Raw genomic sequence first — 16761 nt, 5'->3', positions numbered from 1 at the left:
TGAGGTACGGGTGCGGTCGCGGCCGCCCATGAGGCCGGGGCAGCCGGACATGGGTCAGGGTCAGGCGGCCGACCAGCCGCCGTCGGAGGGCAGGATGGCTCCGTTGATGTTCACCGCGTCCTTGCTGAGCAGGAACGTGATCGAGGCGGCCAGTTCCTCCGCCATGGCAAGGCGCGGGATTGCCACGCGCATCTTCGCCGTGCGGGACGAGCCGTACGGGGCGGCCACAGGCATCGCGATGCCTGTGGCGACCGCGCCGGGCGCAACCGCGTTGATCTGTACGCCCGTTCCTGAATACTGATAGGCCGACGACATCGTCAGGCCGACCAGCGCGTGCTTCGAGGTCGTGTACGCGGCTCCGGCCGCCGAGCCGCGCAGGGCCGCCTCGGAGACGACATTGACGATCCGGCCGCATCCCGCGGCGAGCATGCCGGGCACGACGGCGCGCATCAGGCGCATCGGGCCGTCGACGTTGATGCGCAGGACACGTTCCCAGGTGATGTCGTCGACTTCGTGCACGGCGGCGTCGTCGTCCATCACCCCCGCGACGTTCGCCAGGGCGTCCACGCGGCCGGCCGCGGCGGCCAGGACCGCGTCGGCGGACGCCGGTTCGGTGATGTCCGCGGTGACGGGCACGAGCGCCTCACCCAGGTCGGCGGCCAGGGACGCGAGGCCGCCCGCGGAGATGTCGACGGCGACCACGATGCCGCCCTCGCGCACGATGCGGGAGGCGACGGCCCTGCCTATGCCGGAGGCGGCTCCGGTGACGACGACCTTCTGACCGCCGAAGCGGCCGGGCGTGACCTGCTCGGTCCACGGCTCGGGGGCGCCGATCTCGACGCCCGGGTCGGGCTCCACGGACGCGGCGGCACCGGTCGGCGCGACCGGCAGGTTGTCGGGGATCCGCCCGGTCTCGGCGGCGGTGACCAGTACGTCCACGAGTTCCGCGGGGAACTTCCCCCCGGACATCTGCACGAGCTGCTCCAGCGGCAGGCCAAGGGCAGGGGCAAGGGCTTCTTCGCTCTGCCCCTGGGAGACCAGCAGGCCACGCAGAACCTGTCCGGCGGTGGGTTCCGCCAGCCAGTCGCGCAGCGAGGAGGCAGGGGTGATGTTCGGCATCGCAGGCCTTTCATGTCGTGGCGTCATGTCGGTCGTGGCGTCATGTCTCGGCGTCATGTCGTGGCGTCTTCGCGTGGCAGGGCTTCATCGCGTGTCGTGGCGTTCGGGCGGTTCGCGGGGAGGCATCGAACCCAACCGGACAACACTGTCCGGTTCCTGGGTTACGGTACCTCTGACCGCTCGGGGCGCCCCGGCGAGGGCGCTGATCACGCCCGCGCGGCGCCCGACGCTCTTCCCCCCACCCCACGAGAGGACCTCGCCCCATGTCCCTGCCGCAGTGCGCCACTCAGCCCACCCCGCAGGAGATCGTCGCCCTGCGCGAGCGCTACCGCCTCGAGCGGGAACGCCGCGTACGCCCCGAGGGCACGGGCCAGTACCGGCCCGCGGAGGCGGAGTTCGGCTACTTCGCCACCGACCCGTACAGCGGCGACGCGACCGAGCGCGAGCCTCTGCACGACACGGTGGACGTCGCGGTCGTCGGTGGCGGGTTCGGCGGGATCCTGGCGGGCGCGCGGCTACGCCGACAGGGCGTGGCGAAGGTGCGCGTCGTCGAGAAAGGCGGCGACTTCGGCGGCACGTGGTACTGGAACCGCTACCCCGGCATCCACTGCGACATCGAGTCCCACGTCTACCTGCCGCTGCTGGACGAGACCGGCCACGTGCCCGAGTGGAAGTACGCCCCGGGTGAGGAGATCCGCCGTCACGCCGTCCGTATCGCCGAGCAGTTCGAGCTGTACGAGCACGCCCTGTTCTCCACCGCCGTCACGTCTCTGACCTGGGACGAGACGGCTGAGCAGTGGGTGGTCACCACCGATCGGGGCGATGAGTTCCGGGCCACCTACGTCATCACCGCGACCGGCACGCTGTCGGAGCCCAAGCTCCCCGGCATACCCGGGATCGAGGACTACCGGGGCCACACCTTCCACACCTCACGCTGGGATTACGCGTACACCGGCGGCAGTCCCGAGGGTGGCATGACGGGCCTCGCGGGCAAGAGAGTCGGCGTCGTCGGCACGGGTGCCACCGGTGTGCAGGTCATCCCGATGCTGGCCGCGGACGCCGGTCACCTCTACGTCTTCCAACGCACCCCCTCCGCCGTGGACGTGCGCGGCCAGCAGCCCATGACGCCGCGCCAGGTCGGCGCGGACCGCCCGGGCTGGGCCGGTGAGCGCCGGGAGAACTTCCTGCGCATCTGCTCGGGGGAAGAGGCCGAGCAGGACCTGGTGGCCGACCGCTGGACGGAGTCCGCGGGGCTGCTCGAAAAGCTCCTGCCCAGTTTCCGCCGCCATGGTGAGCCGGACTTCGAGGCCGCCTACGAGGTCGCCGACCACGCGACGATGAACCAGATACGCGCACGCGTGGCCGCCGAAGTCACCGATGCCGCGACCGCCGCGGCTCTCACGCCCTGGTACCGGTACGCGTGCAAGCGCCCCACGTTCTCCGACACGTACCTGCCCGCGTTCAACCGCGCCAACGTCACCCTGGTGGACACGGCCGGCACCCACGGCATCGAGCGCATGAGCGAACGCGGTGTCGTCGTGGGCGGAGTGGAGTACGAGGTCGACTGCCTGGTGTTCGCCACCGGGTTCTCCGTGGGTCTGTCCGGCGTCACCTCCGGGAAGCTGCCGGTGACCGGCCGCGACGGCATCCAGCTCCTGAGCGCGCTGAAGCAGCGGGGCCCGCGCACTCTGCACGGTTTCACCAGCAACGGGTTCCCGAACCTGATCCGGATGGGCTCACTGCAGAACGCCAGCAGCGTGAACTTCACGCACATCCTCGACGAGCAGGCCGTGCACGCCGCCGCCCTGGTCGCCGCCGCGGAGGAGAAGGGCGCCGTCGTGGAGCCCGCCCCCAAGGCCGAGGACGCCTGGATCGACGTCTGCGCGCAGGGTGCCCCCGACCACGCGTGGTTCCACGCCGAATGCACCCCCGGTTACTACAACGGCGAGGGCCGCGGCCGCCCGAACGGCCCCACGGCGTACCCGCACGGTGCCGTCGCTTTCCATGAACTTCTGCGCCGCTGGCGAGAGGAGAGCATGGGCGAGATTCTCCGGGCCAGGGCAGGCGGACAATTTGCCGGTCGCCCTTGATCAGCCTAATTTTGCGGCGACACAGCTTTTTCTCAGGCAAGAGGAGAAAAGCTTCATGGTGAAAGGTGTTCCGCACAGAAATCCCCGGCGGCCCCGGGGGCCTGAGACGGAATCGACGCGCACGTCACGGTCGGCGACCGACCGTATGGCGCGCACGCTGCTGCGCCGCCGCAAGAAGGCGCTCAGCGCCGAGGACGTGATGGTCTCGGACCGCCCGAAGGTGCGGCGCGCGGTGACGGCTGCCGCGCTCGGCAACACCATGGAGTGGTTCGACTTCGGCGTCTACGCCTATTTGGCGGGCACGATCGGAAAGGTCTTCTTTCCGTCCAGTTCGCCGGGGGCGCAGGTCGTCGCCACGTTTGCCACATTCGCCGCTGCCTTTCTCGTCCGCCCGCTGGGTGGCCTCGTATTCGGGCCTCTCGGCGACCGCATCGGTCGGCAGAAGGTACTCGCGGCCACCATGATCATGATGGCCGCGAGCACGTTCGCCGTCGGTCTGCTGCCCACGTACGCCTCGATCGGGTTCGCCGCCCCCCTCCTGCTGCTCGTGTGCCGACTGGTCCAAGGGTTCTCCACGGGCGGCGAGTACGCCGGTGCCACCACCTACATCGCCGAGTACGCCCCCGACCAGCGGCGCGGCTTCCTCGGCAGCTGGCTCGACTTCGGGACCTTCGTGGGCTACTCGTTGGGCTCGGGTCTGGTGACGGTGCTGACGCTGACCCTCGGGTCGGACGGTCTGGAGAGCTGGGGCTGGCGCATCCCCTTCTTCATCGCCGGACCGCTCGGGCTCATCGGGCTGTACATGCGGCTGAAGCTGGAGGAGACGCCCGCCTTCCAGCAGGAGGCGGCCTCCGCCGCGGCGGAGCGAGAGGCGGGTCCCGAGCGCGGCGAGGAGGATCCCGTCGAGCAGGCCCGACAGTCCGGCAAGGGACGGCTCAAGGAGATCTTCACCCGTCACTGGCAGGCCGTGCTGATCTGTATGGGTCTCGTGCTGCTCTACAACGTCACGAACTACATGGTGACGTCGTATCTCCCCACATTCATGACGGTGACGTTGGGCGAGAGCGACACGACGGCCCAGTTGCTGGTGCTCGGCACGATGCTGCTCGTCGCTCTCGCCATCACCACGGTGGGCCGCAGCTCCGACCGGTGGGGCAGACGCCCGATGTTCATGGGCGGCAGCATCGCCCTGATCGCGCTCGCCATTCCGGCGTTCCTGCTGATCCGGAAGGGCGGCATCCTGCTGCCCGCGTTCGGCTGTGCCATCCTCGGCCTGCTTCTGGTGTGCTTCGCCGGTACGGCCGCCGCGACACTGCCGGCCTTGTTCCCGACGCGTCTGCGGTACGGCGCGCTGTCCATCGCGTACAACATCTCCGTCTCCCTCTTCGGCGGCACCACCCCGCTGCTCGCCTCCTTTCTGGTGGAGAAGACCGGCAACACGCTGGTACCGGCCTTCTACTTGATGGTGGCGGGAGCGATCGGTCTGATCTCGACGTTCTTCCTGCACGAGACGGCAGGCAGGCCGCTGCGCGGCTCCGGCCCCATGGTCGAGACGCACGACGAGGCCCGCGAGATGGTGGCGCGCAGCCGCACGGAGGCGGGGCGTCACGCACGCGACGTGTGGCTGCGGTTGTGGCACCCCCGCGGGGGCCGGAGCGAATCGGCGAAGGCCCGTAAGCGCAAGGACTGATCGCAGAGACTGATCAGCAGGGGACTGACGCATGGCGCCGGAGTTCGTCCCGCCGTGGAGCTAGGACGTCTCGCCCTCGGTCGTCACCTCGAAGGAGTTGAGGAAGCCGCAGATGAGCTGGTAGTAGCCCACGGTCATGACGAGGTCCGCCAGCTGGTTCACCGTCAGGAACCGCAACAGCTCGTCTCGTGCGGCTCCATCGAGGGTGTGCCGGTCGAGCAGCCGATCCGTGGCGGTCAGGACCGCGGCCTCCGGGCCGGAGAGCGTCCCGGCCGAACCGGTCTCGGCGGCGGCGAGCGCGTCCTCCCCCAGGCCGACGAGACGGGCGATTCTCTCGTGATGGTGCACTTCGTAGGCCGCTCCATAGGCATGACCGACCCGCACGATGGCCAGTTCGCGCAAGGTGTCCGGAAGTGAGTTGCGCTGCAGGACCGCGTCGCCCAGCGTCAGTACGCCGGGCGCCAGGTTCGGCGAGTGCATCAGCATCCGGAAGACGTTGAGCGAGCCGTACGCGGTCACGACCTCCTGAAGTTCCACGGGCAGTGCGGAGAGATCCGGATACTCCATGTGTCGGCTCCGTTCGAGAGGGGCGACGGTCTGCGCCGGACGGCACCCCATCTTGGTCGATGAGGTCGCCGCTCGCCCGCTGTTCTCCGGTACGCCGGCGCTCGGCGGTCCGAGCCAGGAGTAGACCCGGGTCAATAACTTGCTTTTTAGATGCAACATTTATAGCGTGCGATCATGCGGCTGACACGGTTCACGGATCTGGCTCTGCGCGTACTGATGCGCCTCGCCGTCGAGGAGGGGGAACTCCCCACCACGCGCGAGGTCGCCGCCGCCATGGACGTGCCGTACACGCACACGGCGAAGGCCGTCGCCAAGCTGCAGCACATGGGACTGGTCGAGGCCCGGCGCGGCCGGGGCGGCGGGCTCGCCCTCACCGCTTCAGGGCGCGACGCCTCGGTCGGCGGGATCGTGCGGGAGCTCGAAGGGCCAGGGGACGTCGTGGACTGCGACGGAACGACCCCGTGCCCGCTGCGTTCGGCGTGCCGCCTGCGCGGAGCGCTGCGCCAGGCGCAGGAGGCCTTCTTCGCCTCGCTCGATCCGCTGTCGCTCACCGACCTCACCAAGTCACCCACCGGCCCGCTGCTCGTCTCACTCTCCCCCACCCCCCGAGCGGACTGACCGCACCATCACCGGCGACCCCATGTCACCGCACACCTATAAATACGAGTCTAAGATGCATATTAAGGAGTCCGTTGATGCTCACCGGGTATTCCGCCGCCGTCGTCCGCAGCACGCTCCCCGCGGTCGGCGCCGCCATCGAGGACATCACCGAGCTCTTCTACGGGAAGCTGTTCGCGGCCCGTCCGGAGTTGCTCCGCGACCTGTTCAACCGCGGCAACCAGGCCGCCGGCACCCAACGCCAGGCGCTCGCGGGGTCCATCGCGGCCTTCGCCACCTACCTGGTGGAGCACCCGGACGACCGGCCCGACGTGATGCTGCGCCGGATAGCGCACAAGCACGCCTCGCTCGGTGTGCGGGCCGACCAGTACCCGGTCGTGCACCAGCACCTGTTCGAAGCCATCGCCGAGGTTCTCGGTGACGCGGTGACGCCTGAGGTCGCCGCCGCGTGGGACGAGGTGTACTGGCTGATGGCGAACGCCCTGACAGCGATCGAGAGTCAGCTGTACGCGGAGCAGGGGGTGGTCGACGCGGACGTATGGCGACCGTGGGAGGTGGTGGACCGCACGGAGGAGACACCCGCCGTCGCGTCGTTCCTGCTGCGCCCGGCCGACGGCGGCCCGGCGCCCGCGTTCCGGGCCGGGCAGTACGTCTCCGTGCAGGTTCAACTGCCCGACGGCGCACGGCAGGTACGCCAGTACAGCCTCATCGGCGCACCGTCCGCCACGACCCGCGCGATCGCGGTCAAGAAGGTCACCGGCGCCAGTGGCGACCCCGACGGGGAGGTCTCGCACCACCTGCACGCGCACGTCCGGCAGGGCGACTTGCTGCACCTCTCGCCGCCCTACGGCGACCTCGTCCTGGCGCCGGGCGACGCACCCCTGCTGCTCGCCTCGGCGGGCATCGGCTGCACGCCCATGCTGGCCATGCTCGAAGAGCTCGCGTCCGCCGGACATCCGGGGCCCGTGACGGTCGTGCACGCCGACCGCTCCCCCGGAAGCCACGCGCTGCGCGCCCATCACGAGGCACTGGCGGCCAAACTCCCCGCCGGCACGGCGCACTTCTGGTACGAGGACCCCGACTCCGGACACCACACCGGCCACGTCGACCTCAGCGGCGTACCCCTGGCGCCCGGTACCCGCGCCTACCTCTGCGGGCCGCTGCCGTTCATGCGCGCGGTGCGGGGGCAGCTCCTCGGCAAGGGCGTGGCCGCCGCCGATGTCCACTACGAGGTGTTCGGCCCCGACCTGTGGCTCGCAAGGCGGTAGCGACGGGCGCCGGGTGACGAGGCATCAAGGGCCGTTGTCAGTGCCTCCTTATAGAGTGAAATCACTCGGGAAGCAGCTCGGGAGTGCCTCGAAGAAGGAGCAGAAGCATGTCCGCCAACAGGATTCAGCACAAGGTGAATCACGTCGCTCTGGTAGTGGACTGTTCGGGTTCCATGCGTCCGCACGAGAGCCAACTCATCCGCGTTGTGGACGAGTTCGTGGCGGGGTTGAAAGCCGAGTCCGACAGCCTCGGCCACGAGACCCGCATAAGCCTCTACTCCTTCGACCACAGGGTGGAGAATCTCGTCTGGGACATGGACGTGAAGCATCTGCCGTCCATGCGTGGGCTTTACCAGGTGAACAATGGAGCCACGGCCCTCATCGAGGCATCGCTGAAATCCCTGGACGACCTGGGACACATCTGGGAGGAATACGGCGAGCACAGCTTCCTGCAGATCGTCGTGACGGACGGTGAGGAGAATGCCTCCGGCGGCGACAGGCGACACGACGGCGACATGAAGATCCTCGGCCCCTGGCTCGGCAGGATCGCGGCGAAGATGGGCGGGCTTCCCGACCACTGGACGTCCGCCATCCTGGTGCCGAACTCCCTGGCCAAGCGGACGGCGCAGAACTACGGCTTCCCCGCCGGGAACATAGCCATCTGGGACGCGGACTCCCAGGAGGGCGTCGAGGAGGCCATCGGTACCGTGCGCGCCGCCGCCACCAGCTTCCTCCGGGCCCGCGAGAAGGGCGTGCGCGGCACGAAGAACCTGTTCACCGTCGGTCAGGACATATCGATCGACGAAGTACGGGCAAACCTCGAACCGATTCCGGCCGACAGGTACCGACTGCTCAAGGTCGACAAGGAAGTCGAGATCCGCCCCTTCGTCGATTCGCATCCGGGCGTGGCCTACGAACGCGGTTCCTGTTACTACCAGTTGGGCGCCCGGGCCCAGGTACAGCCCAACAAGGAAGTAATCGTGGTCGAGAAGAGCACCGATCGCGCTTATACGGGAGATGCGGCGCGGAGCCTTCTGTTCGGGAACGGAATCCAAGGAACCGTCTCGGTGAAGGCAGGGAACAATCCCGAACTGGAGGTCTACGTACAGAGTCGTTCGGTGAACAGGAAGCTCAAGCCGAAAACTCGTCTGCTCATCATGCTCTGAACGCCCCGAATGTTCTGAACGCTCCGCCATGAATACGCCGAAAGGGCGGCGCGCGCCGACGCGGTGTCGGAGTACGCCGCCCTTGAGCGAGGCGAGGTGCGGGAGTTGGCCCGCGTTGTCATGGCGGTTACTTCGGGTCGCGGTTGAAGACCTTCTTCGACCAGTGGTAGCCGAGGGCGGAGAGTCCGAGGCACCAGGCGAGGGTGATCCAGCCGTTGTTGCCGATGTCGGTGCCGAGGAGGAGGCCGCGGAGGGTTTCGATGGCGGGGGTGAAGGGCTGGTATTCGGCGATGGGCTGGAACCAGGTGGGCATGGAGTCGACGGGGACGAAGGCGCTGGAGAAGAGCGGCAGCAGGATCATGGGCAGGGCGTTGTTGCTGGCGGCCTCGGCGTTGGGGCTGACCAGGCCCATGCCGACGGCGATCCAGGTCAGGGCGGTGGCGAAGAGGACCAGGAGGGCGAAGGCGGCGAGCCATTCCAGGACGGTGGCGTCGGTGGAGCGGAAGCCGATGGCCACGCCGACGGCGCCGACGAGGACGACGCTGGCCACTGATTGCAGGACGCTGCCGATGACGTGTCCGATGATGACCGAGCCGCGGTGGATGTTCATGGTGCGGAAGCGGGCGATGATGCCTTCGGCCATGTCGGTGGAGACGGAGACGGCGGTGCCCACGACGGTGCCGCCGATGGTCATGAGCAGGATGCCGGGGACGATGTAGGCGATGTACTGGGCGCGGTCGGCGCCGCCGCCGCCGATGCCCGCGCTCATCACGTCGCCGAAGAGGTAGACGAAGAGCAGCAGCAGCATGATCGGTGTGAGCAGCAGGTTCAGGGTCAGCGAGGGGTAGCGGCGGGCGTGCAGGAGGTTGCGGCGCAGCATCGTGGACGAGTCGCGCACGGTGAGGGAGAGGGAGCTCATCGGACGTTCTCCTTGGGCTGGTTGGGGACGGCGGCCGGGCCGGTGAGGGCGAAGAAGACGTCGTCGAGGTCGGGGGTGTGCACGGTCAGTTCGTCGGCTTCGATGCCTGCGGAGTCCAGCCAGTCGAGGAGGGAGCGCAGTTCGCGCTGGGTGCCGTCGCTGGGGATCTGCAGGGCCAGTGCTTCGTCGTCGCGGGTGACTTCGCGCAGGGTGGTGGCGGCGGACTGGTAGGCGGTCGGGTCGTCGAAGCGCAGGCGTACGTGGCCGCCGGGGATGAGCCGTTTGAGTTCCTCGGCGGTGCCTTCGGCGGCGATCTTTCCGTCGTTGAGTACGGCGATGTGGTCGGCGAGTTCGTCGGCCTCTTCAAGGTACTGGGTGGTGAGGAAGACGGTGACGCCGTCCGTGACGAGCTCGCGGATGATGGTCCACATGTTGTGCCGGGAGCGCGGGTCCAGGCCGGTGGTGGGCTCGTCGAGGAAGATGATGCGCGGGCTGCCGACCAGCGTCATGGCGATGTCCAGGCGGCGCTTCATGCCGCCGGAGTAGGTCGAGGCGGGCTTCTTCGCCGCTTCCACCAGGTCGAAGCGCTCCAGGAGCTCGGCGGCGACCCGGCGGCCCTCCTGCTTGGGCAGGTGGTGCAGGTCGGCCATGAGGAGCATGTTCTCCTCGCCGGTGATCAGGCCGTCGACAGCGGAGAACTGCCCGGTGACACCGATCGCGGCGCGCACCTTCTGGGGGTCCGTGGTGAGGTCGTGGCCCGCCACCTGGGCCTGTCCGCCATCGGCGGTGATGAGCGTCGAGAGGATCTTGACGGCGGTGGTCTTGCCCGCACCGTTCGGGCCGAGCAGCGCGAACACCGTTCCTTCGGGGACGGCCAGGTCGATGCCGTCGAGCACGACCTTGTCGCCGTAGGACTTGCGCAGCCCGTTCGCCGCGATGGCCAGGTTCGTCATGATGAGTGCTCCTCAGAGGCTGCGGGTTCGAGACTGCGGGTCAGAGGCTGCGGGCGGTGATGTCGCCGTAGGCGGTGGTGGCATGGATGTTCAGACCGGCGGCGGCGCCTTCGGTGTTCTGGAGCGTGTTGTGGATCCGGCCGTAGGCGACGCCTGCATCCAGCGAGGCGGAGACTCCGCGGGCGGCGGCGACCGAGATCTCACCGTGCTCGGTGCGCAGCGTGACCGTGCCGTGCGCGGCCTCGGCGATCCGCAGGTCGCCCTTCTGGGTGCTGATCTCCGCCGAGCCATCCAAGCGGCCGACCGAGATGTCACCGGCCTGGAGGGTGAGGCGAGCACTCGCGGTCTCGTCGAGCTTCACCGAACCGTGCGCGGCCTCGAAAACGACGTCACCGAGCCGTCCGACTCCCCGGAACTCGGTGCTGGCGGCCTTCGCCTCGATGTGGGAGCCGGCGGGCAGTTGGACCGTCACCTCGATGAATCCGAAGCTCCCGAGGATCTGATTCTTCGCCTGTGCGGCCTCGATCCGCAGGACGCCGTCGGCGTACTCGACCGTGGTCTGCTCCGCCGCCTTGATGTCGCGACCCTTCGAGGCGTCGGCGGGCAGGATCTCGACCGTGGTGTCGGTCCGGTCGGCGGCGATGAACCGGATGTTTCCCGCGGGGATGTCGAGGACGGTGGAGATCGGGGCGGAGGTGTCGAACTTCTGCATGGTGTGCTCCCTGTTCTGTGTTGTTCTACGTTTCGGGCCCTGCGGCCCGTCGTTTCTGATGATGGAAAGCTATGTTGCGTTCACGCTTCTGACAACAGCCACGTTGCATAGATTCGGCATATACGCAGGTGAGAGCAACTAATTCGTTGCAGTGGTGTGCAATCTAACGCAACGACCTCTACGCGTTCGTTGCAATGAGATAGAAGCGAACGCTATACTGGGGGACACCACGCACCACGAAGGAGACCGCGATGCCGGGAGGCAGACTCACCCAGCAGGAACGTCAGGAGATCGCGGTGGGCCTCGCCGACGGGCTCGCCTACGCGGAGATCGCCAGGCGCCTCGAACGCCCGACGTCGACGATCACGCGCGAGGTGATGCGCAACGGCGGCCCCACCGCCTACCGTGCCGACCTCGCCCACCGGGCCACCGAGCACCGCGCCCACCGCCGTCGGCAGGCGGCGCCCCGAGACCCGAAGAGAGCCCCGGAGGCCCACGGACGCGACGCCGAGGCCGTCCGTGAGTACGAGGAGTTGTTCACCACGGTCCTCATAGGGTCGGGCATGCCCAAGATGATGTCCCGGGTGATGGCCTGTCTCACCCTCACCGACTCCGGCAGCCTCACCGCGTCCGAACTCGTCGAGCGCCTCCAGGTCAGCCCCCCGTCCATCTCCAAGGCGATCGCGTACCTCGAGAGCCAGGGCTTCGTCCGCCGGGAACGCGACGAACGCCGCCGCGACCGCTACATCGTCGACGACGACATCTGGTACCAGTCGATGATGGCCAGCGCCCGCTCGACCGCCCACGTCGTCGAGATCGCGCGGCAGGGCGTCGGCGTCCTCGGCCCCCACACCGCGGCCGCCGCCCGCCTCGAGAACGTCGCCCGCTTCCTCGACTTCGTGAACGAGAGCCTCGTACGCGCGGCGAACCAAGCCCGCGACGTGCTGTACACGAAGGCCGGAACGACTCCGGACAACAGCGGCCCGGTGAGCACTGGGTGAGCGCCGATTGACCGAACAGGGCCCGCGCACGCCGCAGGGCCGGGCGAGTCGGCCGCGTCAGATCACTGGGCGGAGACCTTGTGAACGGTGGTGTCGGCGGGCGCCAGCGGGCGCCCGTCCGCGGACAGCACCTCCAGTGGACGGAGGTCTTGCCCCTGCCGGCGGTCGACCAGCTGCGAGTGCGGTTCGCCGGGGGCGAAGAAGTTTTGTTCGCCCCACTGCCGCAGCGCCACGATGACGGGGAAGAGCGCCTCCCCCTTCGGCGTCAGCACATACTCGCGATAGGCACTTCCGTCCGAGGCCGGGACGGATTCCAGGACACCGCCCGCGACCAGCGCACGCAGACGTGCGGTGAGGATGTTCTTCGCCACGCCGAGGCTGCGCTGGAACTCCCCGAAGCGTCGGCTTCCGTCGAAGGCGTCCCGCACGATCAGCAGGGACCACCAGTCGCCGATCGCGTCCACCGACCGGGCGACAGGGCATTCGCTGTCGTCGAAGCGCGTCCTGGTCACCATCGTGTCCACGTCCCTCACTAGCCCTCATGGTGGTTGCAACATGCTACCAAAAGGCGCTACCTTCGCCGTCATCATTGGTAGCAAGTTGAAACCAGAATACGGAGGGGTGCCGATGCCCTGCGACAGCGAGGATCTGACACGACGGACCGAGGTTCGCGGCAGAGAAGACCCCTCCTTCGGCCTGACCCGCGGCGTCGTCATGCTGTTCGCCGTCGCCTGCGGCGCCTCGGTGGCCAACGTCTACTTCTCCCAGCCGCTCCTGGTGACCATCGGCCACGACCTGGCCATGAGCCCGGCCCTGGTCGGCAGTGTCGTCACCCTCACGCACGTCGGCTACGGACTCGGGCTCTTCTTCCTGGTGCCACTGGGCGACGTGGTCGACCGCAGACGCCTCGTCGTGTCCCAACTGCTGCTTCTGGTACTGGCGTTGGCCGTAGTGGCCGCCGCCCCCACGGCGGCTGTCCTGCTCACGGGCCTGGCCGCGACGGGGCTTCTCGCGGTCGTCACGCAGACGCTGGTGGCCTTCGCGGCATCACTGGCACCGGCCGCCCGGCGCGGACGCGTGGTGGGTATGGTCACCAGCGGCGTGGTCATCGGAATCCTGCTCGCCCGCACCGCGTCCGGACTCATGGCCGACCTCGCGGGCTGGCGCTCCGTCTACCTCGCCTCGGCATCGCTCACCGCACTGCTCGCCCTGACCTTGTACCGAGTGCTGCCACGCCACAGTGCCGCTCCACCGACGAACCTTCGCTACGGACAGCTCCTGCGCTCCACCGTCAACCTGTTCGCACGGGAAAGACTGTTGCGGATCCGCGCCCTGTTCGGTCTGCTGGTCTTCGCCGCCTTCAGCACTCTGTGGAGCAGCGTCGCGCTGCCGCTCAGCGAGGCCCCGTACTTCTTGTCCCACAGTGCGATCGGGGCGTTGGGTCTCGTCGGCGTCGTCGGCGCCCTGGCCGCGGCCGTGGCGGGCCGCCTGAACGACCGTGGCCTCTCCCGGCGGACCACCGGCATCGCCCTGGCGCTGCTCGCCGCCTCGTGGGTGCCCCTGGCCTTCACCCGCAGCTCACTGTGGGCCCTGATCGCCGGGGTGATCCTTCTCGACCTCGCCGTGCAGGCGGTCCATGTCACCAACCAGACCCTGATCTACGCGCTGCACCCGGAGGCGGGCAGCAGACTGATCGGCGGATACATGGTCTTCTACTCGATCGGGAGCGCCACCGGCGCCATCGCCGCGACCTCCCTCTACACGGTGGCCGGCTGGGGTGCCGTATGCGTACTGGGCGCCGCGTTCAGCTGCTTCGGGCTCGCGCTGTGGGCGTTCACCCGTCACGACACCCAGGGCCCCGTCACCGTATGAACCAACTGGCCATCTGTGTAGGCTCAGTTGAGCCTATTCCGCACCGCGTCCTTGACTCCGTAGACCGCACCGATCACTGAGCCCCGGGCCTGGTGCACGACGGTTCTGAGGGACCCGCTCGCGCCGTGCCGCCGTGTCAGTTGTGCGCAGGTATCGGCAAAACGGCCCGCGATGAGCGCCGGTTCGTATCGCGCCGATGCGGTCTGCGCCGCCTCGGCCATCCGCTGACGGAGGTCGTCACTGTTGATGAGCTCCAGGAGGTGTCGAGCGAGGGCCTTCTCATCCCCCATCGGTACGAGCCGCCCGTCGACTCCATCGGAGATGATCTCTCTCGGCCCCAAGGGGCAGTCGGTGGAGACCACGGGCACCCCGCACCGCATCGCCTCGACGATGGTCATCCCGAAGGACTCGTGGTCCGAAGCGCTCGCGGCCAGCCCCGCTTTGAGCCACTCGCTTTCCAGGGGCGATACCGCGCCCAGCAGAGACGCGTGTTTTTCCAGGCCCAATTCCTCGATGAGCCGCTGGAGTTTCACTCCGTGGCCGCTCGCGATCCCTGGGCCGAAGATGCGGAGAACCCAGTCAGGACGCTCGGCTCGGACTCTGTCGAAGGCCCGGATGAGGAGGTCGTACCGTTTCGTCGGAACGAGTCTCCCCGCAGCGACAACCGCCTTGTCCCTGCTGCCGGTCGGGACATTCGACGGCGCCGGAACAGGATTGGGGTATGCCTCGATGCGCACTCCCGGAAGTGTCATCTGCTTGCGATAGATTTCCGCGTCTGCCGAGGTCGTGGTCGTCAGCATGTCCAGCCGCGGATAGAGCCGCCGCAATGTGAGCCGCAGGGGCCGCGAGTGATTCCGGAACGTCAGGTGCTCCTGCCCGACACGCAGCGGTCCCCGCTTTGCCTGCAAACAGATATGTGCGTTCAGGCCCGGTCGCGTACCCACGATGACATCGCTCGTCAGGGAACTCAGGTGATCGGCGATCCGCTGATCGGTCAGTCGGCTGTAGTGCGGGTACTGCGTCTCGCTTCTGGGGAAGACGGCAGCGGGTCTCCGGGCCTCGGGCAGGTCGCCCTCATATCCCGGGGTCCCCTTCCGCAGGTCCACCAGGTGTCGAATCCGGATGCGCGGGTCCACGGGGAACACGGGTGCATCCCGGTGCCGGTAGACCGACACGATCTCCACATCATGCTGCTCGACCAACTCGTTGGCGAGGTTGATGGTGGTGCGGATCGTGCCGCCGAACCCGAAGGAATTGTGGATGAGAAATGAGATGTGCAAGGTGCCGTAGCTCCTGTAGCCACACTCCATACGGAGTTGCCAAGGCCCTGGCGCGACAGAAATCGCGAGAAAGGGGCCACTCGCCATCCCAACGACAGGACCGACCCAAGGTTGCGAGCCGCATAACGTCTGCGAACCCTCGGATGAGTGAAATTATCCGGCAATATGGAGGGGCTCGTGCGCATGTACCGCATTGGCTGCTCGCGCGGTGTTGTCGTCCTTCATCAGTTCTCTGTCGCGAGGTCGCCGGCTCTCTGTCGCGAGGTCGCCGTCGCGACGTCGGTGATGAGAGGTCGGCCCCACGCATGCGCAGCAGTAACCGGCAGTACCTCGTGTCCGTGGATCACCTGCGTGCCTACGCCGCCCTGCTGGTGCTCCTCTGCCACGGCACGTACATGATCTCTCCGTACCTCAGAGAGACCCCGAACAGTGACCCCCACGGCTGGCTCTATTCGGAGAACCCGCTTGCCACGCTGGTACTGGAAGGCCATTCCGGGGTGGCCCTCTTCATGGTGCTCTCCGGATTCATCTTCACCATCGGCACCCTGGGCAAAGACGTCCACTACGGCCGGTTCATGGGCAACCGCGTGCTGCGGATCTTCCCGCTCTACATCGCGTTGATCATCCTGGGCATCGGCGCGCACAAGCAGGGCGTGAACCTGCTGGCGGTGCTCCAGTCCTTGGTCGGTCTGGGCAACCTGCCCGGGTCCCTGAGCCTGGGCGCCGTGTCGAGCATGTGGTGGGCCATCGCGGTCGAGTTGCAGTTCTATCTGCTGTTCCCGCTGTTCAGCAGGCTCCTCACCAGGCGCGGACCCCTGGCTCTCCTCAAGCTCCTGGCCGGTGTCACCGTGATCCGGGCCCTGGTGTGGGCCTCGGCCACCGGCAGCATCAGCGTGAACTCGATGCTCTACTACAGCCTCGCCGGCCGCATCGACCAGTTCCTCCTCGGCATGGTGGCCGCCTGGTTCTTCGTGCACCACCGGGAACGCTTCCAGGGAGTCCTGAAGGTCGCCGTAGCGACAACACTGGCCACGGGAGCGATCTGGGCGTTCAACCAGACCCACGCCTTCCACGAGCGGCACGCCACACGGCTGCTCTGGGTCGACATGGAGGGAACGGTGTGGGCCCTGGTGGTGCTGACCTATGTGGCCACCATCTCCTCGACGGGGATCGTGTCGAGGGGCATCGCCAAGGTCGGCGAGATGAGCTTCTCCGTCTACCTGCTCCACTACATGGTCGTCACCGCGATCATCTCCCGCCGCTGGTGGTTCGAGCTGACGGAACGGCCCGTGGTGGATGCCTTCCTCACCGCGGTCGCGGCGGTTCTCCCGATCACCCTGGTCGCGGCCGCGGTCACGTTCAACGGCATCGAACGGCCCTTCCTGCGCTGGCGCCGCGCCTACCTCGTCACGGACCCGCCCGCGCCCACCGCACACCCGCCTGCTCCCACCGCACCCGGTGTTCCCACTGCTCCCCCGGCCGCAGTCGTGTCGCCCAGGTAGCCAG

At 68.0% G+C, this 16761-nt stretch carries 15 protein-coding genes; 8 read left to right on the top strand and 7 right to left on the bottom strand.

The window, feature by feature from the left end:
* Positions 1–60: 60 nt before the first annotated feature.
* A complete protein-coding gene (locus tag OG302_RS40045) occupies positions 61–1119 on the bottom strand; it encodes an SDR family NAD(P)-dependent oxidoreductase (protein WP_371749661.1) in 1059 nt (352 codons plus the stop codon).
* A gap of 263 nt (positions 1120–1382) precedes the next feature.
* Here OG302_RS40045 and OG302_RS40040 point away from each other — a divergent pair, with 263 nt between their 5' ends.
* Complete coding sequence (locus tag OG302_RS40040; RefSeq protein WP_371749660.1) at positions 1383–3209, top strand: flavin-containing monooxygenase; 1827 nt, start codon at positions 1383–1385, stop codon at positions 3207–3209.
* Positions 3210–3354: 145 nt separating this feature from the next.
* Entirely contained in the window at positions 3355–4899 is a 1545-nt protein-coding gene (gene proP / locus OG302_RS40035) for a glycine betaine/L-proline transporter ProP (RefSeq protein WP_371749659.1), read from the top strand.
* Between the two features lie 60 nt (positions 4900–4959).
* Here proP and OG302_RS40030 read toward each other — a convergent pair whose 3' ends face one another.
* On the bottom strand, positions 4960–5466 hold the full coding sequence (locus tag OG302_RS40030; protein ID WP_371749658.1) for a carboxymuconolactone decarboxylase family protein: 507 nt from the start codon (positions 5464–5466) through the stop codon (positions 4960–4962).
* A 174-nt stretch (positions 5467–5640) separates the two neighbouring features.
* On the opposite strand from OG302_RS40030, the gene OG302_RS40025 reads away from it, so the two are divergent.
* The 3 genes from OG302_RS40025 (at position 5641) to OG302_RS40015 (ending at position 8518) form a co-directional block, all read left to right on the top strand.
* Positions 5641–6084: an Rrf2 family transcriptional regulator gene (locus tag OG302_RS40025; protein ID WP_371749657.1), complete on the top strand. Its 444-nt coding sequence runs from the start codon at positions 5641–5643 to the stop codon at positions 6082–6084.
* 77 nt (positions 6085–6161) lie between these two features.
* The gene (locus tag OG302_RS40020) at positions 6162–7352 is read left to right on the top strand and encodes a globin domain-containing protein (RefSeq protein WP_371749656.1); all 1191 of its coding nucleotides are present in this window, start codon (positions 6162–6164) and stop codon (positions 7350–7352) included.
* A gap of 107 nt (positions 7353–7459) precedes the next feature.
* Positions 7460–8518 carry a VWA domain-containing protein gene (locus tag OG302_RS40015; protein ID WP_371749655.1) on the top strand — a complete coding sequence of 353 codons (1059 nt, stop codon included), beginning with the start codon at positions 7460–7462 and terminating at the stop codon, positions 8516–8518.
* A 127-nt stretch (positions 8519–8645) separates the two neighbouring features.
* On the opposite strand, the gene OG302_RS40010 is transcribed toward OG302_RS40015, so the two are convergent.
* From OG302_RS40010 to OG302_RS40000, 3 genes are read right to left on the bottom strand one after another with little or no spacing between them, the layout of a single operon-like run.
* The gene (locus OG302_RS40010) at positions 8646–9437 is read right to left on the bottom strand and encodes an ABC transporter permease (RefSeq protein WP_371527864.1); all 792 of its coding nucleotides are present in this window, start codon (positions 9435–9437) and stop codon (positions 8646–8648) included.
* A complete protein-coding gene (locus tag OG302_RS40005; protein WP_371749654.1) occupies positions 9434–10390 on the bottom strand; it encodes an ATP-binding cassette domain-containing protein in 957 nt (318 codons plus the stop codon). Before OG302_RS40005 ends, OG302_RS40010 begins: the two co-directional genes overlap by 4 nt.
* Positions 10391–10430: 40 nt before the next feature.
* Positions 10431–11102: a DUF4097 family beta strand repeat-containing protein gene (locus tag OG302_RS40000; RefSeq protein WP_371749653.1), complete on the bottom strand. Its 672-nt coding sequence runs from the start codon at positions 11100–11102 to the stop codon at positions 10431–10433.
* Between the two features lie 251 nt (positions 11103–11353).
* Here OG302_RS40000 and OG302_RS39995 point away from each other — a divergent pair, with 251 nt between their 5' ends.
* Entirely contained in the window at positions 11354–12103 is a 750-nt protein-coding gene (locus OG302_RS39995) for a helix-turn-helix domain-containing protein (RefSeq protein WP_371749652.1), read from the top strand.
* Between the two features lie 62 nt (positions 12104–12165).
* Here OG302_RS39995 and OG302_RS39990 read toward each other — a convergent pair whose 3' ends face one another.
* Positions 12166–12618 carry a winged helix-turn-helix transcriptional regulator gene (locus tag OG302_RS39990; protein ID WP_371750375.1) on the bottom strand — a complete coding sequence of 151 codons (453 nt, stop codon included), beginning with the start codon at positions 12616–12618 and terminating at the stop codon, positions 12166–12168.
* A gap of 112 nt (positions 12619–12730) precedes the next feature.
* On the opposite strand from OG302_RS39990, the gene OG302_RS39985 reads away from it, so the two are divergent.
* Complete coding sequence (locus OG302_RS39985) at positions 12731–13975, top strand: MFS transporter (RefSeq protein WP_371749651.1); 1245 nt, start codon at positions 12731–12733, stop codon at positions 13973–13975.
* A 23-nt stretch (positions 13976–13998) separates the two neighbouring features.
* Here OG302_RS39985 and OG302_RS39980 read toward each other — a convergent pair whose 3' ends face one another.
* Entirely contained in the window at positions 13999–15255 is a 1257-nt protein-coding gene (locus tag OG302_RS39980) for a glycosyltransferase (RefSeq protein WP_371749650.1), read from the bottom strand.
* Between the two features lie 305 nt (positions 15256–15560).
* Here OG302_RS39980 and OG302_RS39975 point away from each other — a divergent pair, with 305 nt between their 5' ends.
* On the top strand, positions 15561–16757 hold the full coding sequence (locus tag OG302_RS39975) for an acyltransferase family protein (RefSeq protein WP_371749649.1): 1197 nt from the start codon (positions 15561–15563) through the stop codon (positions 16755–16757).
* The last annotated feature ends 4 nt before the right edge of the window (positions 16758–16761 follow it).

The sequence above is a fragment of the Streptomyces sp. NBC_01283 genome (assembly GCF_041435335.1).
Lineage (GTDB): Bacteria > Actinomycetota > Actinomycetes > Streptomycetales > Streptomycetaceae > Streptomyces.
The sequence above is the reverse complement of the archived record's forward strand: the minus strand, read 5'-3'. Positions and strand labels throughout refer to the sequence as shown.